A 24800-nucleotide genomic window follows, 5' to 3' on the forward strand; every position below is an offset into this window, starting at 1 on the left:
ACATTTACGCCAGTGTTTTTTAGCAACAGAATGATTTTAAATGCTTTATTTTAGACTTTATTGTACCGCTAAAGGAAAACCAGATTATGAATAAGCTAATGCACCATCCCATCAGATTTGCGTGTATATCCCTTCTTTTATCAGGGATTTGTTTTTATAGTGCTGCACAGCAAGTAAGTCCTGTAGAGAAACACGGTGCCTTAAAGGTGGCAGGCGGAAAGATGGTAGACAGGCACAATCGACCGCCGCAACTCAGGGGCGTCAGCCTGTCCTGGAGCATTTGGGCTGGAAGAAAATATTATAATCCTGAAGTAGTGCGCTGGCTAAGAAATGATTTCAACATCAATCTGCTCCGGGTGTCCATGGCTGTTGAGCCACAGGGGGGGTATTTAAAAGATCCTCAAGGACAGGAAAAATTAATTACACCAGTTATAGATGAAGCAATCAGGCAAGGCATATATGTGCTGATTGACTGGCATGATCATCATGCAAACGTCAATGTGGCTCAGGCAAAGTTGTTTTTCAGCAAGATGAGTAAGAAATATGCGGATGTGCCCAATGTGATTTATGAAATATGGAATGAACCCGAAAGAGTGGAATGGAAGGTTGTAAAAGATTATGCCAATGTAGTTGTAGCAGAGATTCGTAGGAACGATCCGCAAAATATCATAGTAGTCGGCAGCCCGCATTGGGATCAGGATATTGACGTTGTAGCTAAAGAACCGCTAAAAGGGTTCAAAAACATAGTTTATTCATTTCATTTTTATGCTTCAGAACCAAGCCATCAGGAAGCACTGATGCACCGGGCAGATCAGGCGCTGAATTCCGGGCTGCCTGTTTTTGTAACAGAATGGGGTGTAGGTGAGGCAAATGGCGACGGCGTCTTTGATGTAGAAAAAACAGAGAAATGGTTCAGCTGGATGGAAAAACATAAATTAAGTTCTGCCAACTGGAATATAACCGATAAAAAAGAAACCACTGCATTATTACTTCCGGGTGCAGCTGCAATCGGCAACTGGCCATTAAATATGCTCAGTCCTGCTGGTCTCTACATCAGGTCACAACTGAAAAAATTCAATAAATAACAGGTACTGCTTTCGTGTAATTCTTAACCCCGGGTTGTATTTAAGCGAAAAAATTGTATAACACTTTTTGCTTTTGCAATTGGTGAAATAGTTTCTTAGATTTATATCGTAGCTAAATGAGGAAATTATTACCCATCCCAATTGTTTTAATTCTCACGCTGTTCACACTTCATGTTAATGCTCAATTAAACATAGGGGTTGTAGAGGGCGGACTATATGGCCGTGGAAGTAGTATTTCAGTGCCAATATCTATACCATCTAATGTCAATTGTTTTTCAACGTCAAATGTCTTTGAGCTTTACCTTTCAGATGAGAATGGAAATTTTGTAAGTGAAACAAAAATCGGGGAAATAGGAGGTTTTTTCTCTACGCACATTAACGGGGTTATTCCTGCCAGTGCCAATGCGGGATCAGGGTATAAACTGAGGATTAAAACTACAAGCCCGCAGGCGACAATCGAGTACGCAGGAACTGTAAATATTACAGGTGTGCAGGGCGCCACAGTTGATGTAGTGCCAACCATAGCAAGTCAGGTTTTATCATCTGAAACTTATGGCTGGTGCGGCAGCGCTGTTGGTGCGGATAAAGCGATCGTCTTAAAGCCGGCCGACAATTCGGTGGCACAGTCCGTTACTCTAAAAAACATGCTGACCGGTACTACGCAAACTTATACTCCCACAGCCCTGGGATTTAGTCTTGATCATCTGGCTGTAGGCTATTATACAGTGACTGTTAGCGGAACCGCGTCCTCCGGGACCGAACAGATCAAATCGGTAAAAACCTATTTGCTATTAAATGCGCCTTCTAAAGTAAACATTCAGTCCGGTGGAACAGATTTTGGCTGCATTGATCCTGAAACAGGAACCGGAGCAGATATCTCTTATTCTGTAAACGTTACAGGAGAAACTGGTATACAAAATAATTATCCAGGGTCGACCTATCTGATCACCTGGGGAGACGGTACAGAAGACCGGTTCACTCATTGTGAGCTGATGGCAGCAAAAGGTGTTCTGAACCATAATTATAAGAAAACATCATGCGGCGAACCCCCGATAGATTTGGGCAATGGAAGTACCAAATTAAATTCTTTCCGGGTGTCGGTTACAACCATTAATCCGTTTTGCCAGTCAAGTCCCGTGTCGGCAACTACTTATCCACAAATCTTTTCCAGACCGGTGGCGCATATAGATCCGATTATTGCTACTACCGCATGCCTGAACATACCCATCGCATTTAGCAATAAATCAACCGGCGGCAACAATTCAGACTGCTCATTGGGCATGCAGTGGAAATGGTACATAGACGATGTTCTGGTTAGTGAAAGTGAGGCCTTTACCTATCCCGGGTTTACGACACCGGGAATACACAAGGTACAACTGATCGCCAATAACGATGTAGGAATTTGCCGGCCGAGCGAAGATGTGAGGATGTTATGCGTACAAGCCCCTCCAAAACCAGAATTCAAATTTAACGGCGCACAGGGAGCGATGAGTTGCGGCCCCTTAAGTATCAAACCAACAAATACCTCAGTGATCGATGCGAACTGCAACACAGAAAATACATATTTGTGGACAATAACAGGAGGAACGGTTGAATATGAGAATGGAACAAATGAAACCAGCGCGGAACCAGAGTTCAGATTTACAACTCCGGGTTTTTATAAAGTATCACTTTCTGTCAATACTGCTTCCTGCGGAACAGTTACCGCCCCGGAACAGATAGTAATCATAAACGGACCACCTACCGCAGTCTTGTCCGGTGATGCCACAGTATGTAACCTGACGGCTTACGATTTTAACGACACCACCAGTGGCCCGACAAAAACAGAACTGACCGGCACGCAGGAGACCCTGGCCGAGACCTATACATGGACAGTGAGCGGCGGCGATTATGAGTTTTCACCAGGATTCGATCTTCATTCGCAATATCCTCAGATAAACTTTAAAGAATATACCACCTACACCGTAACAGTAGTACACAAAAACAACTGCGGCACCGCTACTGATACACAGCTCATTACTTTTAAGCCCTCACCAGTGGTCAATCCGGGCACCTATACACCGGTTTGCTACAACGATGCAGTCAATCTTCAAGGTACAATTACCGGAACAGTCGATTCTTACGGATGGGTTGGCGGTGGCGGTACCTTTAGTCCAAACCGCAATACGCTAAACGCCACTTATACACCCTCTGATGATGAACGTGCTGCAGGCAAGATAGAACTAACCCTCAGGGCTAATACTCCGCTGGATGCCCCTTGTAATATCATCGAAGCATTTGTAACCATAGCGATCAAACCTACCAATGTGATTACGACTGAGGCATCCAAGTCGATATGCAATGGAAAAGCAGTGGATTATACTCCGGCGGCTCAAACCGGAAGCACTTTTAAATGGACAGTTACCGGTTCAGTAAATGCCGGAGGATTTGTAACACCAGGTTCCGGTACAGCGATCAGTGATGTACTGACCACAACCAATCCCGCTTTGGCCGGATCAGTGACTTATACTATTGTACCTGTCCTGGATGGCTGCGATGGCAATGCATTTGAACTCACAGTGACCATAGCTGCAGATCCCACAGCCACCGCTTCAGCAGCTAATGCTACCATTTGCAATGGGTCCCCTGCCGGAATTACCATTATAACTGCGCAAACAGGCTTAAAATATTTATGGACAAGTACTGCATCTGGCGGGCAGATCACTGGAAATACACGCAACACGGCCGCACCTGAAGATATCAATCAGATTGATGATGTGCTGATCAATAACGGAACTGCGACAGGAACTGTAACTTATGTGATCACCCCGGTCAATGAAAACGGATGTTCCGGACAGCCGGTAACCGTATCGGTCTCTGTTAAATCCGCGCCGGTAATTACGAACAATAGCATTACAGGCAATCAATCTGTTTGTGAAGGCACACCTTCAGCAGGATTAACAGGAACTTTACCTAGCGGCGGTGGCGGAGTATATACTTATCAGTGGCAATCCAGCCCGGATGGCGTCACCTGGACAGACATCTCCGGGGCAACTGCTATAAATTATAATCCTGGCATAATAACACAAACTACTCAGTACCGAAGACTGGTCATATTGCCAAATTGTAATGGTACCCTGGAATTTCCCGGCAATACGGTTTCTGTTACTGTCAACTACAATGCAAAGGCAGAGTTCTCCCCTGTATCGGATAAGGGATGTGTTCCTTTCAGGATAGATGCAGCGAACATTACAACCACGCCTTATCCTGATAGAAACGGCGTGTACACCTGGTATGTCAATGATGTTGAAATTGGTCAGGGCGTTAGTTTTCCCGGTTACACAATCAGTAATGAGAACGAATCCGTAACCATCAAACTTCGGGTTACCAGCAGCAAAGGATGTGACCCGTCAGAAATGAGCCATACATTTTCATCAGAGAGAAATATCGTCGCATCCTTTACCCAGGATAAAACTGAAGGCTGCGGTCCTCTGACCGTAAACTTTGTCAACAAATCCAACTTACTGGTCAATACGGCCTTTGCCTGGGACTTTGGCAATGGAACATCCTATGCGGTAAATCCTCCTCCGATCACATTCTTGCCGGACCCTACCGGGAAAGACAAAACGTATACCATTACCCTTATCGCAACCAGCGATTGTGGCATATCCACTCCGTTCACTTCAACTGTACTGGTACAGGCACCAACGAAATCGATGTTCAAACCGAGCAAAACAACAGGCTGCTCACCATTGATGGTCAATTTTATCAATACCTCTCCTGTGGCAGCCAATACGACCTACACCTACGAATTTGGCGATAATAAGGATACAACTGTAAACAACAGAAATCCAGTGTCGCATGTCTATACGGTAGCGGATACCGCTGAAAAATTTGTGGTAAAAATGACTACAAACGGACCTTGTGGTATTGATACAAGCAGTTACACCATCGTGGTGTCGCCAAGCACTACTGTGGCTGCACTAACGGTAAACGGGACAGATAAACGGGGTTGCGCACCTTTTACAGTTCCTTTTTTCAACGCAAGCAGCGGAGGCGAAACATTTGTATATGATTTTGATGATGAGACTACGGCCACTACCATCACCCCACCGGAACGGGTCATGCATACTTTCACCAAGCCGGGCATGTATACGGTGAAGCTTACTGCAATAGGATGTTCCAGTTCAACTGATACAGTTACTATTGAGGTTCTCGCCCAGCCCGAGGTTAGCTTTACGTCTAGAAGAAATGAAGACTGTACCTGTCTGGACGTGAAATTTACCAATACGAGTGTGGGCGGTGTCGCTTACCTGTGGGACTTTGGAGATGGAGTGACCTCCATAGAAGCCAACCCAAGTCACATTTATGCAGCAACAGGGGTCTATAATGTGAAACTTACCGCAACCAATCAAAACGGATGTAAAGATGTATCCGTAAATGAAGTAACGGTAACAGGTATTCCGGGTACGCTGTTTATGCCCAACTCCTTTATCCCCGATAGTCCAAATCCGGAACTTCGCTTGTTCAGAGCAAAGGGCTTCGGGCTAAAATCCTGGCGTTTCAGCATCTTCGATAAATGGGGCGAGATGCTCTGGGAAACAACAAGCCTTAATGACGGAAAACCCGCCGAAGGATGGGACGGAACATTCAAAGGCGCACAGATGCCACAGGGCGTTTACTTCTGGAAAGCTGATGTACAGTTTCTCAATGGCACAGGGTGGCAGGGAATGTCCTATGGCGGCACACCAAAAAAAACAGGGATTGTTAATTTAATCAGGTAAAGAAATGGGAAAGCTGAGGAGAATTTATTTAATATGTACAATAACGATAATCTGGAATGCATCAGCCGTCATTGCACAAGACCACATCTACTCACAATTCTTCAACGCGCCGGTCTATTTAAATCCGGCCCTCACAGGGCAATTTGAAGGAGACATCCGGATGAACCTGATCTACAGGAACCAATGGACCGGGCTCAGTGGAGACCTGTCTTATATCAGCGCTTCCGCGGATCTCAATATCCCCAAATTTGGGGGCGGAGTAGGGTTGCTGTTCACCAGAAGCAGTGAAGGACAGGCCTATCTCAATAAAAACAATATTGCCGCTACTTACTCTTATAGTGTTGGCGGCGATGACATTGTTGCTTCGTTTGGTATCCAGGCAGGCTTTACCAACAGAAGGGTTGACTGGAACAAGCTCGTGTTTTCAGACCAGATCGATATGCGCCTGGGCTATATGCCAGGCAGTACATCATCCGCCCAGATCCCTGATGTTTCCAGTAAATTCTATTTCGATGCAGGCGGTGGGATCAATATTGTCTACCATGACTTCATGATCGGTACAGCACTCCACCACATCAACAAGCCCGATGAATCGTTTACAGGCACACAGGCCAAATTACCCATGCGGCTGGTGGCAAATGCCAGCTACCGCTTACTGATCAGCGGCGGCTATAATTATAACCAGGATGACGGCGCGTACATTATCCCTTCAGTAGTCTATTACAAACAAGCAAGCGCCAGTTCCATAAGTGGCGGCTTTCAATTTAAATACAGAGGTATCAATACTGGTCTCTGGTACAGAACAAGCGGGGCCGGAAGTCCGGATGCCATAGTGGTCTCCCTGATCTTCGATATTTTTATGAACCGTGACAATGGAGAGAAACTGAGGCTGGGCATCAGCCACGATGCCACCACCTCGAGGATCAACTACACCAACACCAATGGAACAACCGAGGCCAGTATTGGATATGAAAAGTATTTCCCAAACAGCTCAGGCTACAACAAATTTAATGGGCTGCGGTGTTATAATTTCTACTGACCATTTAAATTGTTAGATGACATGTCGGAATCAAATGCCTGGCTTTATGCAAGTTGATCAAATCACAAACGCCTGATCCGGTTTACCGTAAACACAGACACCAAGCCGGCCAACCTTGCCTAAACCCTAACATCTGTTGTCACTTTTTTGCAGTAATGGCCCTGTATCCGGATTCCAGGATGGCCTTAAGCAATTCCCTATTGTAGTTGCCCACGTAAACTCCGATATAGGGATAATTTAGGAAATGCGCGTTGATAAAACAGCTTTCAGGATATTTCTCCAGGAATAGCTCCCTGCTTTCAAAATCCGTCCGCATTGCCAGCCATTCCCCACCTTCATGCAGCCGGCACAATAAATTTTTTTTGATCTTGACCGAAGGAGTATCGTAATGGGACAGACTGTCCGATGCATCAGGAAACTGAAGCGCTATTTCTCTTACAAGCGCAAAATCAGCAGGATTAAAATTGATTTCCTTGGCCATAGCGACAAGATAATACAAATAATTCTAAAATAATTTGGTGATTTCAATATTACATTATACTTTAGTGTATTAATAAACTAATACACTAATCATGATAGAAATAAAGAACCTGAATTTTGGATACAGCAAAAAGAAGCTGCTCTTCAAAGATCTGAGCATGCAGCTCAAGGCAGGACACATTTATGGACTGCTGGGCAAGAACGGGGCCGGCAAGTCCAGTCTGTTAAAGAATATGGCCGGGCTGGTCTACGCCTTCAGCGGAAAAATCGACGTGATCGGATACAATCCGGCCAAAAGGCAACCAGCTTTGCTGAAAGAAATCTGCTTCATCCCTGAGGAATTTTACCTGCCTTCGGTAAAGATCGATTCCTATGTGAAAGCCAATGCGGCATTTTATTCCAATTTTGACCACAATTATTTCGGCGACCTATTGGCCGAGTTTGATATTCCGGTTGACCAAAAACTGGTTAACATGAGTTACGGACAAAAGAAAAAGCTGATCATTGCCTTCGGTCTGGCTACAAAGGCGCAGCTGATCATTATGGATGAGCCAACCAATGGACTGGACATACCATCAAAAGCACAGTTCCGCAAAATTATGGCTGCAGCATTGACTGATGATCGCTGCATCATCATTTCCACACACCAGGTCCGGGACCTGGACAACCTGATCGATACCGTGATCATGCTGGATGAAAGCTGCGTAGCATTGAAGGCTTCAGTGGAAGAAATCACCAAGAAACTTTGTTTCAAACGCATCAAAGAGCTGGACGATACCGTGATCTATGCCGAACCTTCATTGTCCGGATACCATGCATTAATGCCAAACTACCATGACGAAGACAGTAAACTCGATATGGAGCTGCTGTTTAACGCCGTACTTGCGGAAAAAATTAAAATAAAAGCAGCCTTTAATTAAAATCAGAACAAACATGAACAACACATTTGACATACAACGTTTTGGCCTGCTGCTAAAGCGAAAATGGCTGGAATTCGGGAAGATCTACCTGATTACACTTGCTGTGGTATTTGGGGTGATCCTGGCTGCCTATGCAATAGCCTTTTGGCCCGTATTTACCGGCCTGGAACCTTTTAATGAACGCAAGATATCTTTTAGAGTGCCTTTGTTCATAGGTCTGGGGTTTCTGTTCCTTACCGCAGTAGCGAGCAGTTATTTTGCGCACCTTGGTCAAAAACCTAAAACGATCATAGATTTGCTGATTCCCGCTTCCACATTTGAGAAGTTTCTAGCCGGAGTTTTCTTTACAGGAATCCTAAGTACAATCAGCTATCTGCTGATCTTTTTCCTTACAGATGTAGTTTTTGTGGCCAACCTGCAAGATGCAGCCAGGGATAAAGTCTATTTTTTCAGCATCGTCCGGCACGGCCTTTATGCGCCTGTATACATCCTTCCTTTATTTGTAACCAGTATTTTTTTACTGGGCTCAGTGTATTTTGAGAAGTTTCACTACATCAAAACGGCACTTTCCGTAATGGTTTTTATAGGCGTGTGGATGGCAGTAGTCTTTAAATCAGGAGAACTGCTAACCAGGGGCAGACACGCAGTAGAAAATAATCCTATTGTGCATAGCGGAGACAAGAGTCCGCTCGAATGCATGCTGACTTTATTGCTGATCGTGCTGACTATCGTATTCTGGGTAATCACCTATTTACGCCTTAAAGAAAAAGAGGTTTAATTTTAAAATGGTATAGATATGGAATTCAGAGACAATAAGGCAATATACCTTCAAATAGCAGAGTACGTCTGCGATCACATTTTGCTCGAAAAATGGAAGACCGATGAAAAGGTACCCTCCGTAAGAGAAATGGCAGTAGACCTCGAGGTCAATCCAAATACAGTGATGCGCACTTACGAACTGCTTCAAAACAAAAACATCATCAATAACAAAAGAGGAATTGGTTTTTTTGTGACCGAAAATGCGGTTGCCAATGTGAAAAGCTACCGGAGAGGGGAGTTTATGGACAATGAGCTGCCCTCGGTTTTCAGGAACATATACCTGCTCAACATCGGTTTCAATGAACTGGAAAACCGCTACAACACTTATGTTAAAGAAACTTTTAATGTTTAAGACAATGAACCCGAAAGGCTCCCATTTAACAAAATATAATAAATAAACAGATGAAAACAAGTAATAAATTATTGATTGCCTTTGCAGCTGCGCTGATCCTGCTGCCTATTCTGGGCATAGCGATTGTTTCAGGGGTATATTATGAAAAGGAAAATACAACAGGCGGGGGCACAGAAATGGACACCTTTGGTCCTGTGCCCAAAGACATGCCGGCCATTGCTGTCAGTACCCCATTTGAGTCCGTAAATATAGAAGGAGCAGATCAGTTTTATCTGGCGGTCAGGCTCGTTCAGGCGGAAAAGACCGAAGTCAGGTACGCGGAAAATTTAAAAGGCCTGATTTCAACAACTGTTGACGCCAGCGGACAGTTGCAGATCGTGCTCAAAAAATCAGACAAACAACGGGACAACTATACAAGAATCTGGATTTACGGCCCTGGAATTAAAAAACTGAATGTTGTAAATGGCAGAGGTTTGAACCTGAATGCGAAACAGGATTCCCTGCAGCTCAACCTGAGCAGCACAGGGTCGGGGCACTTCGATCCGGAGACCAATATTGGATGGTTAAGCGTCCGGACTGATAAAGTAGGAGAAATAAGTTTCAGAGAGACCGCCACCAAATCCGTAAACCTAGAGCTCAATGGGACCAATGTAAAGAGTGAGATGAGCTCATTTGACAACCTTTCCATCAATGCTGCCGGAAACGCCGAGATAGAGCTGAACGGCGGATATGACGGGGTCCCGGAGAAATCGATTAAGCACCTGACCCTGAATACCCTTGGAAAGGCAAAAGTTAAGGTTTTTAACATGCAGATTGAACAGTGCTCAGGGCGCTTTTCAGATTCCACGCAAGTAGAAATGCCCGCGGTTAACATCAACCAGATGTACGCGCCGAAAAATAAAACCCTGTAAAATAAATGCCCCCAATCGCCATCATCAAATGCCACCTTTGTTCAAGCAGCAGAGGTGGCATTTTGTCTGATCAGCATTTATTTCCCGGTAATCGCTTGATAAACCGCTTCCTTCATCTGGTAATTCCTGTCAAACAAAAGCGGATAATTGCTCCTTCCCCTAACCGGAAAATTATTGAGCCATGATGCGCCGTCGGTCAGGCCCCAGAAAGTAACCCTGCCGACCATTTTCCTGTATTTGACAAATAAGCTGAAAATGGACTGGTAACGCTTTGCCAACTGCAACGTGACGCTATCAGGCAGTCCCTTTTTGAACGGATCATATTTACTTTCGTAACCTTCACTGGCAGAGACCTCGGCGGTAATTTCTCTACCGGCTCTTGGCAATACATCAATATCCAGTTCCGTAAAATTGACATCCACACCCAAAGGTTCAAAATCTGTCAGTATTTTTTCTATACTGGTTATATTCGGGAAGACCAGACTATAATGTCCCTGTTCACCAACGCCCTTGATTTTTATATTTCTTGCCTGTAAACGTTTGATCAGCTTTAAAACACTGGCCCTTTTTGCCGGATTGTACAGGTTATAATCGTTGTAATACAACTCACAACCGGGATCAGCCTGTTGCGCAAATTCAAAAGCTTTTTCTATATAATCTTCACCAATGATCGTTTTCCATTTGGTTTCCCTGAAAGTGCCATTGTCATTAAATGCCTCGTTGACCACATCCCAGCCTTTTATCTTCCCCTTATACCGGCCTACCACCGTTTCAATATGGTCCTGCATCCTTTTGAGCAAAGCCTCCCTGCCGATTTGCAGGCCCTGGTCATCCTTGAAAATCCATTCCGGGCTTTGGCTGTGCCAGATCAGGGTATGGCCGATGGTGGCCATATGGTTTTTGACACCAAAATCCACATACTGGTCTGCATAATCAAAGCGGTATATGCCCGGTCGGGGGTGCAAGGCCCCCCACTTCAGGTCATTTTCAGGGCTTATGCTGTTGAACTGCTCAACGATCAATTTTTGCGCCTTCACATTACTCCCGTCTGTATAATTTCTTCTGATGGCCACCCCCGTCAGGAAGTCCTTTTTGAAGTAGGCTTTAAGCGGAACCTGCTTTTTCTGAGCGAACGCAAGATCTGTAACCAGAAATAACAAGAGGAACAGGTGAAAGCGTGATATTGAATAGTGGTTCATATATTGGACATCATCATTTATAATTTACTAAGATAGCAAAACGGCAGATTTTCATCTGCCGTTTTTCATCACCCTCACTCATCACCCTATAATTAACCCTATATTAATTATACTTTTTATACCTTTTCCGGTTCAGATTTTTTCCGGTTGCCTTTTTTGCCATGTTTTTTGAAAGACTCAGCCCTTTTGGCTTTTATCTCGTCATAGCTTTTGCGCTGGCCTTCATTTAAAACACTGCTGATCTGGACGTCCCTTTCCTCCATAGCGGCTTTCATTGCGGCCATATCAGGCTTCTGACCTTTTACATGTTTACCTTTGGCCTTCTTGATGCCATCCAGATTGATCGCATATATTTTCGTTTTTTGGTCAGCAGTCAGCGAAAGTTTTTTGTCCAGCGCATCGGTTGCATGCTGTGCCCTTTCTTCCGGGGTCTTGCGTGCTTTTTTAGTACTGTCCTGCTGCGCGAATGCCATAGTACCCATACTGATGAATAACATGGCGGTAAAAATCAATTTTCTCATTTTCGTTTCTTTACGTTGTTCTTAGTCATAGAGCTTCTATCCGGTAAATGGTTTAATCACCGGAATGTTAAGAAATGTTAAAAGAAAGAATTTGTACCTGCACAAAGGATATTGTACGTTTCTAAAGGATTTTAAAGTTCCTTACAAAATCATAATTTATACGAATGTAGTAAAACAAGATACTGTATTTATAAATACATAAAGACAGCCCGGTTTTAAACCCTGCAGAAACTCCAGTGTAAGTCCATAGAAACACCACACCTTATTAACCCTCGCTTAACCCTCCCTTAAGGGTTGCTTCGGCCATAGACCTACCAACCCCTAAGCAGCCATTGACCAGGGGCTTATCAAGGACCTATCAACCATGAGCTTTAAGAGGACTTTGACACCTTGTCCTATACTGGAATAAGTTTACAATAAGAAGTTTTGTTACTACTCTGTCCTATACTGGGATAAGTTTACTACTCCCCGGTTTATAACAAAGATAACGTAATGGAAATATCGTCAGATCTGATAAAAATATGGGACATGATGCATGGTGCCTAATTTTCTGTAATTTTACAATTGACCGAACGCCTTAGCTGCCTTTAAAAGCAGGCGCGTGACTGACCAAAATATGAACTGCAATACATACCTGTTTTCTTTAAGGAAGTTTGTCCTGCTGCTGATGGTATGGTCAGGAGGTATGCTTGCGAAAACACTGGCACAGCAGCCGGCATTAGGCAGCAAGATCAGTTTCAATCACCTCACAGTGGAAAACGGACTATCTCAAAGCAGCGTATTGTCGATTGCGCAGGACAGCATAGGGTTCATGTGGTTTGGTACGAAAGACGGCTTGAATAAATTCAACAGCCAGACTTTTGAGGTCTATAAGCACGATGAACGCAACCCAGGATCACTGAGCAGCAGCAGGAACATCAATACTTTACTTACAGACCGGAAGGGCAACTTATGGATCGGGACACAGAACGGGCTGAACCTCTACCTGCCTGAAAGCAATTCGTTCCGGCATTTCGTAAACGATCCTGAGGACCAGAACAGCATCAGCAACAACATCATCCGGCATCTTTTTCAGGATAAGCAGGGCAACATTTGGGTGGGAACGGAAAACGGGCTCAATAAACTGCTGAAGAATGGCAAATTTCAACGCTTTTACAGCAGCCCGGTAAAAGGACGGGGGATTGCCCACAACCTGGTCAAGGCCATTCATCAGGACCATAACAACGTACTCTGGGTCGGTACAGTAGACGGGCTGACCAGCATGACACCCCATAAAGGCAGTTATATCTTCAGCACTTATTTTCACGACCAGGCAAGCCCAGCCAGTCTGGCTGACAATGACATCAATACCATTTTTGAAGACGCAAAACACAGGCTATGGATCGGGACCCATAATTTTGGGCTGGAATTGCTGGACAGGGCGATGGGCAGTTTCAGACATTATACAGCAAAAAAAGGCCAGCCAAATGCCCTGCTGAGCAATGTGATCAGGAAGATCACGATGGACAGTTCCGGTAAATTGTGGATTTCTACCTTAAACGGGATCAGTATTTATGATGCTGACCGTGAGAAGTTTACAAACATATCGCACAACCCTGACGATCCTTCCAGCCTGAACCAGAATTCGGTTTATGACATCCTGCACGATGCGGCAGGTTCCATGTGGCTGGGCACCTATTATGGAGGTGTAAATGTGTATCATGCCAATTCGACCCCATTCCGGACCTATAAGGCCAACCCGGGAAAGAACGGGATCAGCAGCAATGTGATCAGTGCCATAGTGGAAGATAAGGCGGGTAACCTGTGGATAGGGACGGAAGCTGAGGGCCTCAATTATTACAACAGGTCGACGGGTTCGTTTACCAATTTCAAAAGTGACGGGGAAAGCAGCAGATCCCTGAGTTCCAATCTGGTCAAGGCGGTTTCCATAGACCGCGAAGGCTGGGTCTGGGTGGCTACCTATGAGGGCGGGCTGGATGTATACAGACCGGAAACGGGTACTTTTAAGCATTATAAGCCTGATCGATCCGCAAAGGGGTTGAATTCTAACCGGATCGTCTGTATGTTGCACGACAGCCGCGGGAGGCTTTGGCTGGGTACACGCTCGCAGGGGATTTTTATTTACAACCAGGCTACGGATGACTTTTCTGTCTTCATGGGCGGGCATGAAAGTGAGGACCTGAGGTATGTGCGCTGTTTTTATGAAGACCGGCAGCACAATATTTGGCTGGCTACCAATTCGGGGACTTATGTTTTGCCACCGGGTGCTGAAAAAGCAAGGCGGTTTGAGCATCCGGATACGAAGATCAGATTTGATGATGTCAATTTTATCAGGGAAGATGACAGGGGTGTGGTTTGGCTGGGCAGTTACGAGTCCGGGCTGGTCAGGTACGATCCGGTTAAAAACAGCATTCAGAACTACACGGCTGAAAATGGATTGCCGGGCAACAATGCACTTGGGCTTTTGGAAGACAAGCGGGGTTTTTTATGGATCAGCACTTCAAACGGGCTTTCCAGGTTTAACGGAAAGGTTTTTACAAATTATACAGTGGAGGATGGCCTGCCAGGAAATGTATTCAATTTAAATTCTTCTTTCAAAGACAGTCGGGGAGAAATGTTCTTTGGTGGCTACAACGGTCTGGTCAGTTTCTTTCCGGAGCAGATCAGACGCAACCGGCTCGTACCAAGAGCAGTTTTTGCACGTTTAAAACTCTTCAACAAACCGGTGAACATCGGCGATGAGACAGGCCTGCTGGCCAGAAATATCAGTTTGACTTCAGAGATCGATTTCTCTTATCATCAGAATATCTTTACTGTTGATTTTGCCCTGCTCAATTTTATCAAGTCGGAAAAGAACAGGTACGCCTATAAACTGGATGGGTTTGAAAAGGACTGGAATTATGTATCGGCACCTTCGGCTTCCTTTACCAACCTTCCGGCAGGCACATATACGCTGCTGGTCAGGGGTGCCAACAATGACGGTGTCTGGACTGCCGAGCCGGCCAGACTGCTGATCCATGTGCACCCGCCTTTCTGGAAGACCTGGTGGGCTTATACTTTTTATGTGGTCTGCATCGCGGGGCTTGTCTTTTTGATATTCAGGTATTTGTGGATGCGGGAGCTGCTGAAAAGAGAGCATGAACTGTACCAGATGAAGCTGGATTTCTTTACCAATGTATCTCATGAGATCCGCACGCCGCTGACGCTGATCCTGGGGCCGCTGGAAAACCTGGTCACTGAAACGCGGGAATCTCCGGCACTGAACCGCAGGCTGCTTACCGTGAAAAAGAATGCGGGCCGTCTGACCAGGCTGGTCAATGAGCTGATGGATTTCAGAAAAGCAGAATCGGGCAATATGAGCCTCCATGTGATGCCTGGCAATATGGTCAGCTTTGCCCGGGAGATCTTTTTGTCGTTCCAATATCTGGCGATCAGGCATCAGATTGATTACCGTTTCAATTGCGGGGAGGAAGTTATTGAGGTTTATTTTGATCCGGTGCAGCTGGAAAAGGTGCTTTTCAACTTATTGTCCAATGCGTTTAAGTTTACCCCGGATCATGGCCGGATTGTCGTTGATCTGATCGCAGTGGCCAGTGGTCAGGTGGAAATCAGGGTTTCTGATAATGGGAAGGGTATTCCTGAGGAAAGCAGGGATAAGATCTTCAGTAATTTTTACCAGGTCAGGGACCATCAATCTGCTGGTTCGGGTACGGGGATCGGTCTGTCACTTGCGGAAAAGATCGCAAGGCTCCATCATGGGAGTTTGACTTTGCTGAGTGCTGAAGAGGCTGCGAAGACCGGGATGCAGACTTCTTTTGTCCTGAAACTGAAAATGGGACAAAGGCATTTTAAGGCCAGTGAACTGGCAGAGTCATACGTCAATGTGGAAAACCCGGAGTTTTATCAGCCCGTAGAGGAAGTGCCGGAAAGCGGTCTGGTCTATCAGGAGGAGGGGCTGGCTGATTTGAAATCAGGGGATAAAACAGCAGACACCATCAGTATTTTGATTGTGGAAGACAACCTGGAAGTGCGGGAGTTCATCAGCAGTTCTTTAAAACAGAATTATCATATCCTGGAGGCTGAAAACGGCAGGGAAGGGGTGGATATCGCCATGGAGCGCATTCCGGATATCATTGTCAGTGATGTGATGATGCCGGTGATGGATGGATTGGAATTATGCCGCATTCTGAAAACGGACACGCGTACCAGCCATATCCCGATCATTCTTTTGACTGCCCGGTCAGGAAATATCCACGAAGTGAACGGCCTGAAGACAGGAGCAGAGGCTTACCTGACCAAACCCTTCAGCATCAACAGTCTGCAGCTTCATATTTACAACATGCTCACCCTGCAGGCCAATATGCGCCGGAAGTTCAGCCAGCAGATCACTTTGCAGCCTACCAATATCCTGATCGAATCGGCCGATGAAGAGTTTTTGGGAAAGATCATGGCTTTGATCGAGAACAATTTTGGGGAAGAGGAATTCAATGTCAATACACTCGCATCTGAAGTGGGCATGAGTACGCCAGTGCTCTATAAAAAGATCAAAGCCCTGACGGGCCTTACGGTAAATAATTTCATCAAGTCTGTGCGCCTGAAACGTGCGGCCCAGTTGCTGCAGCAGGGCCACCATACGGTCTATGAGGTGGCCTATATGGTGGGCTTCAGTGACAGCAAATATTTCAGCAGGGAATTTAGCAAGCAGTTCGGTAAAACGCCTTCAGCTTACGAACTGGACTGAATTTCTTGTGTTTTTTAAGATTTTCCCCCTCTTTATTTAAGATTTTAACCCCTTCTCTATTTCGCCAGCGTCTAGTTTAGCTTCACCAAATATAATAAAGCAAACTATGAACAAACTTTACTCAGGCAGTCAATTGCTGGCCATGGCATTATTGATTGTTTTATTACTGGCCGGCAGCTTTGCGTTCGGCCAGTCTGTCCAGGTTACAGGTACGGTAAGGGACGGAAGCGGCGATGGCATTCCCGGTGTCGGGATCACTGTTAAGGATGCGAAGGCGTCGGCGGTGACAGATATCAATGGTAAATTCACGATCGCGGTACCAAACAGCCAGTCTGTCCTTGTTTTTACTTACATCGGTTTTGCAACTTATGAAACGGCTGTTGCCGGGCGTAAGGTGGTCGATGTACAGTTAAAGGAAAGTCTTACCGACCTGAATGAGGTGGTAGTAGTCGGTTACGGTACCCAGAAAAAGGTAAACCTCAGTGGTGCGGTAGCACAAATCAAAAGTGATGACATTGCGGGAAGGCCCGTACCCAACCTGACTTCTGCCTTACAGGGCGTTTCTCCGGGCGTGACCATTACCAGGGGCAGCGGACAGCCGGGTGATGAGAGCACCGGGATCCGGATCAGGGGTGTGACTTCTTCAAACGGGGCAGACGCACTGGTACTGGTGGACGGGATCCAGATGGACATGAACCTGGTAAATCCGGACGATGTGGAAAGCATTTCTGTGCTGAAGGATGCCTCGGCAGCGGCCATTTATGGTGCGCGCGCTGCGGGCGGTGTGGTGCTGGTCACTACAAAAAAAGGATCAGGCGGCAAGACGAAGATCAATTTTAACAGTTATTATGGTTTGAACATTACGGCGAGACAGCCTGAGCGCCTGCCGTCCTGGGAGGAGCAGCTGCTGATCGATGAAGCGAGGTTTAATGCTTTGGGAACCAGAGAGTATACTCCTGAAATGATGGAGTGGATCAGGAACCCCAACTTTCAGTACAGGGAAAACCCTGGCGCCAACCGATGGGAGTATTTTGGAAGTACTGACTGGGTCAAAGAGGGGATGAGCAAATACAACGGCATGCAGAATTATGCCTTGTCGGTAAGTGGGGGTGACCAGAAGCTGAATTACCTGGCCTCCGGGGGTTATTATCAGCGGGACGGGGTATTGCGTTACGGTCCCGATGACAATTCCAGGAAAAACCTGAAACTGAATGTCAATGCGGAACTGAACAAATACCTGAGTGTGGGTTTTGTCGGTGGTTACGCAGGTTCTTTTGTCAATGAAAATTCAAACGGAACAGGTAATATCATTGCCAACCTGTATCGCAGCCGCAACAGGCAAACGATTTTTACACCTGCTGAAGACCAGACGGGCCAGCCTTACAATGGCGATTTGCAGGTGAATGCCATCGACATTCAAAAGAATGCCGGTCTGGAGACCCGCAATTACGAGACTTTTCAGGGCAAATTAAATTTAACGGTTAAAAACCTGGTTAAAGGTTTGACGGCTGATTTTACGGGCTGGAGAAACCAGGACAGTTACAATATGGAAGCCAACCGAAGGACACTAGTCTGGTATGGACGTACTACGGAACTGGAAAGGTTCTCTATCAATAAGCCCAATAGTATGGAAATGATCAAAAACCGTGGTTTCCATAACAATTTTCAGGGCGTGCTGAATTATGACCTGACGGTTAAAAACCATCATTTTAAGTTATTGGGTGGTGCTTCTTATGAAGAATACCGTAAGGATGAAGTGCGGGCACAGGCGCAGACGATGGTCAACAATGACTTCTTCAGTTTTAATTTTGCCGATCCATTGACCAAGCAGAATTTTGACCTGGTGGAAACCTGGGCCATTGGTTCTGTATTTGGCAGGTTCAATTATGATTTTTCTGAGAAATACCTTTTCGAAGCTTCTTTTCGTTATGATGGCAGCTCGAGGCTGGCTCCTGAAAACCGCTGGCAATTGTTCCCTTCGTTTTCTGCGGCATGGCGCATCAACCAGGAGTCTTTTATCAAGGATAATCTGCCTGTGGTCTCCAATTTGAAACTGAGGGCATCCTGGGGACAATTGGGCAATGGTTCGGTACTAGGCCTTTATGACTATATTCCTTTGCTGAGTGCGGGTCTTGGTGAAAGCCGTTCGGACTATCCGAATGTGATCTTCAATGGCCAGCAAAGCCAGTTCTTTTTTCAGAAGCAGCTGTCTTCTCCGACTAAAAGCTGGGAAACGGTGCAGCAGGCCAATATAGGTATTGACCTGGGATTGCTCAACGAAAGGTTGTTGTTTACGGCTGATATTTTTGAAAAACGAAATAAGGATATGCTGGCGGCAATTAAAGTCCCAAGTATCATCGGTGTAGAAACCGGGACTGTCAATGTCGGTGAACTCAAAAGCTATGGCTGGGAGCTGGACATCAAATGGAGGGACAAGATTGGTAGTGTAGGTTATAATGTAGGCTTTAACATTTCAGATAACCAGAACAAGGTGATCAAATATGATGGAAGAAGTTCTGTCAATGGCGGACGGGTGGAACTGCTGGAAGGTTATCCTTTGAACAGTGTATGGGGCTACAAAACAGACGGATACTTTCAGACCCAGCAGGAAGCTGATGATTATAAGGCAAGGGTGCAATATCCTTTTGCCCCGGCCAATGCCTTTAAACCGGGTGACGTGAAATACCTGGACCTGAATGGTGACGGAAGGATCAGCGCTGGCGGCGCAACTCCTGAAGATCCGGGAGACCTGACGTATCTGGGTACTACAAGTGGCAGGTACACCTACGGAATGGACCTTGGGTTGAACTGGAAGGGTATTGATTTTTCGGTCATGTTCCAGGGTGTGGCCAAACGTGCTTTCCTGCTGAACAACAATGCGCTGGTGCCTTTTAACCAGAGTGCGTTCATGCCTTACAGCATTTTTATGGACCGCTGGACACCGGAGAACCCCAATGCCATGTTTCCCCGCTTGTACCAGGGAAATACCTATAACTACCAGGCATCTGACCGCTCTGTGCAAAACGGTTCTTACCTGCGCTTGAAGAATGTTCAGCTGGGCTATACCATTCCCTTCAGGAAAAAGTTCATTCAGAACATGAGGGTATACCTTGCCGGTCAGGACCTGTGGGAAAGGACGGATGTGCTGAGTGTGTTTGATCCTGAGGTAGGAAATGATGCAGATACGGGAACTTATCCGTTTTTCCGCACGGTATCCTTTGGTCTTAATGTTACTTTTTAATTTGAATCTTATGAAAACAATCAATATAGCTTTAGTTTGTTTACTGCCTCTTACATTTTTGGGCAGCGGCTGTAAACTGGACCGGTTTCCGGAGACCGAATTCAGTGATGTGAACTTCTGGAATACGGAGACGGACCTGATCAATGCCTGCAACCGGATGTACCAGGAATTGCCTGGTTATGGCATCGACAACAGGGCCGAAGACAATATAGGCCCGGGATCGAACCAGGTCAGTACAGGCAGCAGGCCGGTACCTGGATCGAGCGGGGACTGGACTGATCCTTATAAAAGAATTTTTACAGCAAATAACATTCTGGAAAAAGCCGGCAAGGCCGCTGTTTCTGAGACGGTAAAGAACCGGTATTTTGCGGAGGCACGTTTTTTCAGGGCCTACAATTACTTCAGTTTGATGCAGAAGTATGGAGCCGTGCCTCTGTTGCTGAAAACACTGGACATCACGTCGCCGGAGCTTTCCATGCCACGGACACCAAGGGCTCAGGTGGCGCAGCAGATCTATGATGATCTTGATTTTGCGGCACAGTGGCTCCCTTCACGTGCAGAGCTGCCTGCTGCCCAGTTTGGCAGGCTGACCAAGAGCGTAGCCTGGGCTTTTAAAGCCAGGGTAGCACTTTATGAAGGTACAAGGGCCAAGTTTCACAATGACGGGGACTGGCAGTCTCATCTGAACAAGGCTGTTGATGCGGCAACTTTGGTGATGGCGCAGGGCCATATATTGAATCCGAGCTACAGCAACCAGTTTCTGATAGCGGGTGAGGGTCCAACAAATACAGAAAATATCTTTGTAAAGATCTACGGGCCGAGCAGCGCCAATGTGCTGCTGGGACACAACAATTCCAGGGATCTGGAGAACGGAAGGATCGCACCTACCCGCAGTCTGCTGCGCCAGTATTTATATACAGATGGTTTGCCTGCATGGACAACAGAAAATGCGCCCAGTGCTACCAAATCGGCCCTGTTTATTCCTGAAAGCAATGAGGTCAACTATGATGACATTTTCAAAAACAGGGACCCGAGGTTGAAACTGACCTTGTTTTTGATCGGCGAGCAGGCTTATCAGCGCCCATGGGTTCCGGTTACTTCCCTGGGATCGAGGACTGCATTTGCGGGCAAAAAAGGTTTTAGCCTGGCGGATAATGCGATCAATAACCAGGCAACGGTCGACAAGACCCTGATCAGGTATGCTGAGGTGCTGCTGATCTACGCGGAAGCTAAATTTGAATTGTCAGGAGCGATCAGTGATGCTGACCTCAACCTGACGGTCAATGCGCTCAGGGACAGGGCAGGTTTCAATATTCAACTGACCAATGCTTTTGCGACGGCCAATAGCCTGGACATGAGGGATGAGATCAGAAGGGAAAGGTCTGTAGAGCTGGCACTGGAAAACTTCAGGTACGATGACCTGATCCGCTGGAAAACCGCTGAGGTGGTACTGCCACAGGAAATATTGGGCGGAAAGTTCAATACGACCGACTGGAATTTACCTAATCCGGGTTCACTTGCGCTCAATGCTAACGGGATTGTCATCGCCGAACCTGCGAGTGCGCGTGCCTTCAGGGCCGACCGGGATTATTTGTATCCTATTCCTTTGAATGAGATCAGTTTGAGTGGAAATAATGTAGTTCAGAATCCTAACTGGTAATGTTTATTAATTAGAAATCAGAAAATGAAATCAAAAATAATGATAGCGGCAATGGCATTACTGGTAGGTGTGCTTTCTGCTTGTGAAAAAAGGGATTATCTGCTCGGCCTGCCTGAGTATGACCATCACTATTATATTGCTTATGTACCTTATACCAACGCACAGGTTACGGTCAATAAGAACCAGGCGGCATTGCTGAAATTTCCAGTGTCTTTCAATTCTTCCTTTACCAGAAGTTATGATGCGGTGGCGCAATATGTTCTGACCCCGGCTACAATTGCGGGTACCGGGGCTGCTGTTTTGGGTGCCGACTTTAATGTGGTAGATAAAAACGGGGCGGTCATCAACCCGGTAAACGGTAAATATTCCATCGTTTTTCCAAAAGCGGAAAAAGCACGGGACACCATTTACATTAAGTTGCTGAACAATCAGGTCCCGGGGGCGCGGTCTGTAAATATAGACCTGATTGAGAACGTGACTTCTGAATACAGAGTGGATACTATGTCTGTGGCTTTCAGAAGACCATTGAGGATCAATTGAGCTTTATATGATCTATAAGCCTTTTTATCTCATGAAAATTAAAGCCTTCGCCTTTATAGTGTTTACTTTACTAAGCCAGAATCTGGCTGCACAGCAGAAGACCCGGCTGAATAACAATTGGGAGTATGTGCGGCAGGACCTCGGTGGTATTTGGGAGGCTGTAAGGCCAGTTGCCGCCGGTGCGCCGGAAAGTGTCCCTATATGGAGCAAAGTAACGCTGCCGCATTGCTTTAACGCACTGGATGCGGTTGATCCCGATGTCAATTATTACCAGGGTCCCGGATGGTACCGGACCCGTCTGAACATTAATAATATCTATGAAAACGGCCGCACCCTGCTCCACTTTGAAGGCGTGGGGCAAAAGGCCGATGTGTATGTCTACACAACAAAGGTCGGCTCGCATACTGGCGGATATGATGAATGGACGATAGACATTACTGATGCTGTGGCGGCTTTTAAAAAGACGGAGGCCTATCAGAAGGAATTTAAAGGTACGGTGCCGGTATCCGTGCGGGCAGACAATTCCCGTGATCTGGAAATGATCCCCTCTGATCTTTCAGACTTTAATTTGTACGGCGGTATTTACCGTTATGTCAACCTGGTCTATGCGCCTGCACTTTCTGTGGATAAGCTTTTTGCTACTGCGGAGGTGGACGCTGCGGGTAAAATGGGGAAACTAAATCTAAAAGCCAGGTTCTACAACCCTTCCAATGCAGGCAAGGCAGAAACGACTGTGAAGCTGACGGACCCTAACGGGAAGGTCGTCCGGCAGCTCGATGTGAATCTGAAAAAACTGCAGGGGGATGTTGCACTGACCACTCTTGAACTAAAGAAGCCCCTGCTCTGGTCTGTGGACAATCCTTTGTTATATACGGTTGAACTGATTGTAAAACAAGGTGGGCAGGAATATAAAACCACAGAAAAAGTGGGCTTCAGGAATTTCGAATTCGTCGATTACGGGCCGTTTAAACTGAACGGCAAGCGATTGCTGCTCAAAGGTACACACCGGCATGAGGACCATGCCGGGGTTGCTCAGGCCATGACCGAAGACATGATGCGCACTGAAATGAAGATGATGAAGGACATGGGGGTAAATTTTATCCGTCTGGGCCATTATCAGCAGTCATCGATCATTCTCGATCTGTGTGACAGCCTGGGGATACTGGTGTGGGAGGAAGAACCCTGGTGCCGCGGTGGTCTTGGCGGTGATGTTTATAAGGAACAGGCACGGCGTATGATGACCAATATGATCGAGCAGCATTATAACCATCCTTCTATCATTATCTGGGGCCTGGGCAATGAAAATGACTGGCCAGGTGATTTCCCGGAGTTTGACAAGGAAAAGATCAGGGCGTTTATGAAAGAACAGAATGACCTTTCGCACAAGCTTGATCCATCCAGAAAGACAGCCATCAGGCGATGTGATTTTGCCAAAGATATTGTAGATGTGTATTCGCCATCCATCTGGGCGGGATGGTACAGGGGCATCTACACAGAGTATAAATCAACTTCTGAACAGGAATTTAAGAAGGTAAAACACTTCCTGCATGTGGAATGGGGAGGGGACAGTCACGCCATGCGCCATTCGGAAAGCCCGGATAATGCGCTTTCCAAAATCAAGACGGGCGACGGTACTGATGAGCGTGCAGGTGATGCGTCTTTGTATGGCGGTGGTGCGCGGGTATCCAAAGACGGAGACTGGAGCGAAAGCTATATAGTAAACCTGATTGACTGGCACCTGAAAGAACAGGAGACCATGCCATGGCTTACAGGTACGGCTTACTGGCCTTTTAAAGATTTTTCTACACCGATCAGACCGGAAAACCCGGTTCCTTACATGAACCAGAAAGGTGTGGTGGAACGTGACTTTACAAAGAAGGAGTCTTTTTATGTATTCCAGTCTTACTGGGCTGCCACGCCTATGGCACACATTTACGGGCATACCTGGCCAGTGAGGTGGGGTGATGAAGGGGAAAAGAAAATGGTGAAGGTCTTCTCCAATTGTGATGAGGCGGAGCTATTTGTTAACGGTAAAAGCCAGGGTGTGCGCAAGCGCGTCAGCAAAGATTTTCCCGCTGCGGGTTTGCGCTGGCAGGTCCAGTATGCTGAAGGCAAGAACCAGTTGAAAGTAGTGGCAAAAAAAGGTGGTGTTGTGGTGGAGGACCAAATTGAACAGGATTACCAAACTGCCAAATGGGGCAAGCCAGCCAAAATGGTGCTGGAACAGGTAAAAGAGGAGAACGGTGTTTCAACCATACAGGTGAAACTGCTGGATGCAAAGGGTGTACTGTGCCTGGATGCGCTGAATTTTGTCTCTTTTTCTTTGACTGGTGATGGTGAACTGATCGCTGATCAGGGTACTTCAAGCGGATCAAGGAGAGTGGGTGTCTATAATGGCAGGGCTGTGATCAGCATCCGCACAAAAGGAGGGAAAAGTGTGGCCAGTGTGAGCTCTGAAGGTTTGCCGACTGTCTTTTTACCAATTGGCGATTAGCTGGGGAACTGATGAGATATATTTTTATATTGTGG

At 46.2% G+C, this 24800-nt stretch carries 15 protein-coding genes; 12 read left to right on the forward strand and 3 right to left on the reverse strand.

Annotated elements, in window-relative coordinates; translation table 11 throughout:
* Window positions 1-86: 86 nt before the first annotated feature.
* The 3 genes from QEP08_RS10305 (at window position 87) to QEP08_RS10315 (ending at window position 6887) form a co-directional block, all read left to right on the forward strand.
* Window positions 87-1085, forward strand: coding sequence for a glycoside hydrolase family 5 protein (locus QEP08_RS10305; protein WP_285057641.1), 999 nt, complete (start codon window positions 87-89; stop codon window positions 1083-1085).
* 116 nt (window positions 1086-1201) lie between these two features.
* On the forward strand, window positions 1202-5848 hold the full coding sequence (locus tag QEP08_RS10310; RefSeq protein WP_285057642.1) for a PKD domain-containing protein: 4647 nt from the start codon (window positions 1202-1204) through the stop codon (window positions 5846-5848).
* A 4-nt stretch (window positions 5849-5852) separates the two neighbouring features.
* Entirely contained in the window at window positions 5853-6887 is a 1035-nt protein-coding gene (locus tag QEP08_RS10315) for a PorP/SprF family type IX secretion system membrane protein (RefSeq protein ID WP_285057644.1), read from the forward strand.
* A gap of 139 nt (window positions 6888-7026) precedes the next feature.
* Here the strand turns inward: QEP08_RS10315 and QEP08_RS10320 are convergent, their stop codons facing one another.
* A complete protein-coding gene (locus QEP08_RS10320) occupies window positions 7027-7368 on the reverse strand; it encodes a hypothetical protein (protein WP_285057646.1) in 342 nt (113 codons plus the stop codon).
* 91 nt (window positions 7369-7459) lie between these two features.
* Between QEP08_RS10320 and QEP08_RS10325 the strand changes: the two genes are divergently transcribed.
* The 4 genes from QEP08_RS10325 to QEP08_RS10340 are packed head-to-tail and all read left to right on the forward strand — an operon-like array spanning window position 7460 to window position 10369.
* On the forward strand, window positions 7460-8287 hold the full coding sequence (locus QEP08_RS10325; RefSeq protein WP_285057648.1) for an ABC transporter ATP-binding protein: 828 nt from the start codon (window positions 7460-7462) through the stop codon (window positions 8285-8287).
* A gap of 13 nt (window positions 8288-8300) precedes the next feature.
* The gene (locus tag QEP08_RS10330; protein ID WP_285057650.1) at window positions 8301-9065 is read left to right on the forward strand and encodes a hypothetical protein; all 765 of its coding nucleotides are present in this window, start codon (window positions 8301-8303) and stop codon (window positions 9063-9065) included.
* Between the two features lie 18 nt (window positions 9066-9083).
* Complete coding sequence (locus QEP08_RS10335; RefSeq protein ID WP_285057652.1) at window positions 9084-9458, forward strand: GntR family transcriptional regulator; 375 nt, start codon at window positions 9084-9086, stop codon at window positions 9456-9458.
* A 50-nt stretch (window positions 9459-9508) separates the two neighbouring features.
* Complete coding sequence (locus QEP08_RS10340) at window positions 9509-10369, forward strand: GIN domain-containing protein (protein WP_285057653.1); 861 nt, start codon at window positions 9509-9511, stop codon at window positions 10367-10369.
* Window positions 10370-10446: 77 nt separating this feature from the next.
* On the opposite strand, the gene QEP08_RS10345 is transcribed toward QEP08_RS10340, so the two are convergent.
* Both QEP08_RS10345 and QEP08_RS10350 read right to left on the reverse strand, forming a co-directional pair.
* Complete coding sequence (locus QEP08_RS10345; protein WP_285057655.1) at window positions 10447-11568, reverse strand: endo-1,4-beta-xylanase; 1122 nt, start codon at window positions 11566-11568, stop codon at window positions 10447-10449.
* Window positions 11569-11684: 116 nt separating this feature from the next.
* Complete coding sequence (locus tag QEP08_RS10350; RefSeq protein ID WP_285057656.1) at window positions 11685-12089, reverse strand: DUF4890 domain-containing protein; 405 nt, start codon at window positions 12087-12089, stop codon at window positions 11685-11687.
* A 616-nt stretch (window positions 12090-12705) separates the two neighbouring features.
* Between QEP08_RS10350 and QEP08_RS10355 the strand changes: the two genes are divergently transcribed.
* The 5 genes from QEP08_RS10355 (at window position 12706) to QEP08_RS10375 (ending at window position 24765) form a co-directional block, all read left to right on the forward strand.
* Window positions 12706-16830 carry a hybrid sensor histidine kinase/response regulator transcription factor gene (locus tag QEP08_RS10355; RefSeq protein WP_285057657.1) on the forward strand — a complete coding sequence of 1375 codons (4125 nt, stop codon included), beginning with the start codon at window positions 12706-12708 and terminating at the stop codon, window positions 16828-16830.
* Between the two features lie 106 nt (window positions 16831-16936).
* Complete coding sequence (locus QEP08_RS10360) at window positions 16937-20071, forward strand: SusC/RagA family TonB-linked outer membrane protein (protein WP_285057658.1); 3135 nt, start codon at window positions 16937-16939, stop codon at window positions 20069-20071.
* A gap of 10 nt (window positions 20072-20081) precedes the next feature.
* Window positions 20082-21731 (forward strand): RagB/SusD family nutrient uptake outer membrane protein, encoded by a 1650-nt coding sequence (locus tag QEP08_RS10365; protein WP_285057660.1) that lies wholly within the window; start codon window positions 20082-20084, stop codon window positions 21729-21731.
* A 24-nt stretch (window positions 21732-21755) separates the two neighbouring features.
* Entirely contained in the window at window positions 21756-22271 is a 516-nt protein-coding gene (locus QEP08_RS10370; RefSeq protein WP_285057662.1) for a hypothetical protein, read from the forward strand.
* 31 nt (window positions 22272-22302) lie between these two features.
* On the forward strand, window positions 22303-24765 hold the full coding sequence (locus tag QEP08_RS10375) for a glycoside hydrolase family 2 protein (protein ID WP_285057664.1): 2463 nt from the start codon (window positions 22303-22305) through the stop codon (window positions 24763-24765).
* Window positions 24766-24800: the final 35 nt, after the last annotated feature.

Origin of the sequence: Pedobacter ginsengisoli (genome assembly GCF_030244015.1) — a bacterium.
Lineage (GTDB): Bacteria > Bacteroidota > Bacteroidia > Sphingobacteriales > Sphingobacteriaceae > Pedobacter > Pedobacter ginsengisoli.

Excerpts from the sequence above, each read along its gene's own strand:
- QEP08_RS10305 (WP_285057641.1), top strand. The coding sequence starts at position 87 with ATGAATAAGCTAATGCACCATCCCATCAGATTTGCGTGTATATCCCTT.
- QEP08_RS10310 (WP_285057642.1), top strand. The coding sequence starts at position 1,202 with ATGAGGAAATTATTACCCATCCCAATTGTTTTAATTCTCACGCTGTTC.
- QEP08_RS10315 (WP_285057644.1), top strand. The coding sequence starts at position 5,853 with ATGGGAAAGCTGAGGAGAATTTATTTAATATGTACAATAACGATAATC.
- QEP08_RS10320 (WP_285057646.1), bottom strand. The coding sequence starts at position 7,368 with ATGGCCAAGGAAATCAATTTTAATCCTGCTGATTTTGCGCTTGTAAGA.
- QEP08_RS10325 (WP_285057648.1), top strand. The coding sequence starts at position 7,460 with ATGATAGAAATAAAGAACCTGAATTTTGGATACAGCAAAAAGAAGCTG.
- QEP08_RS10330 (WP_285057650.1), top strand. The coding sequence starts at position 8,301 with ATGAACAACACATTTGACATACAACGTTTTGGCCTGCTGCTAAAGCGA.
- QEP08_RS10335 (WP_285057652.1), top strand. The coding sequence starts at position 9,084 with ATGGAATTCAGAGACAATAAGGCAATATACCTTCAAATAGCAGAGTAC.
- QEP08_RS10340 (WP_285057653.1), top strand. The coding sequence starts at position 9,509 with ATGAAAACAAGTAATAAATTATTGATTGCCTTTGCAGCTGCGCTGATC.
- QEP08_RS10345 (WP_285057655.1), bottom strand. The coding sequence starts at position 11,568 with ATGAACCACTATTCAATATCACGCTTTCACCTGTTCCTCTTGTTATTT.
- QEP08_RS10350 (WP_285057656.1), bottom strand. The coding sequence starts at position 12,089 with ATGAGAAAATTGATTTTTACCGCCATGTTATTCATCAGTATGGGTACT.
- QEP08_RS10355 (WP_285057657.1), top strand. The coding sequence starts at position 12,706 with ATGAACTGCAATACATACCTGTTTTCTTTAAGGAAGTTTGTCCTGCTG.
- QEP08_RS10360 (WP_285057658.1), top strand. The coding sequence starts at position 16,937 with ATGAACAAACTTTACTCAGGCAGTCAATTGCTGGCCATGGCATTATTG.
- QEP08_RS10365 (WP_285057660.1), top strand. The coding sequence starts at position 20,082 with ATGAAAACAATCAATATAGCTTTAGTTTGTTTACTGCCTCTTACATTT.
- QEP08_RS10370 (WP_285057662.1), top strand. The coding sequence starts at position 21,756 with ATGAAATCAAAAATAATGATAGCGGCAATGGCATTACTGGTAGGTGTG.
- QEP08_RS10375 (WP_285057664.1), top strand. The coding sequence starts at position 22,303 with ATGAAAATTAAAGCCTTCGCCTTTATAGTGTTTACTTTACTAAGCCAG.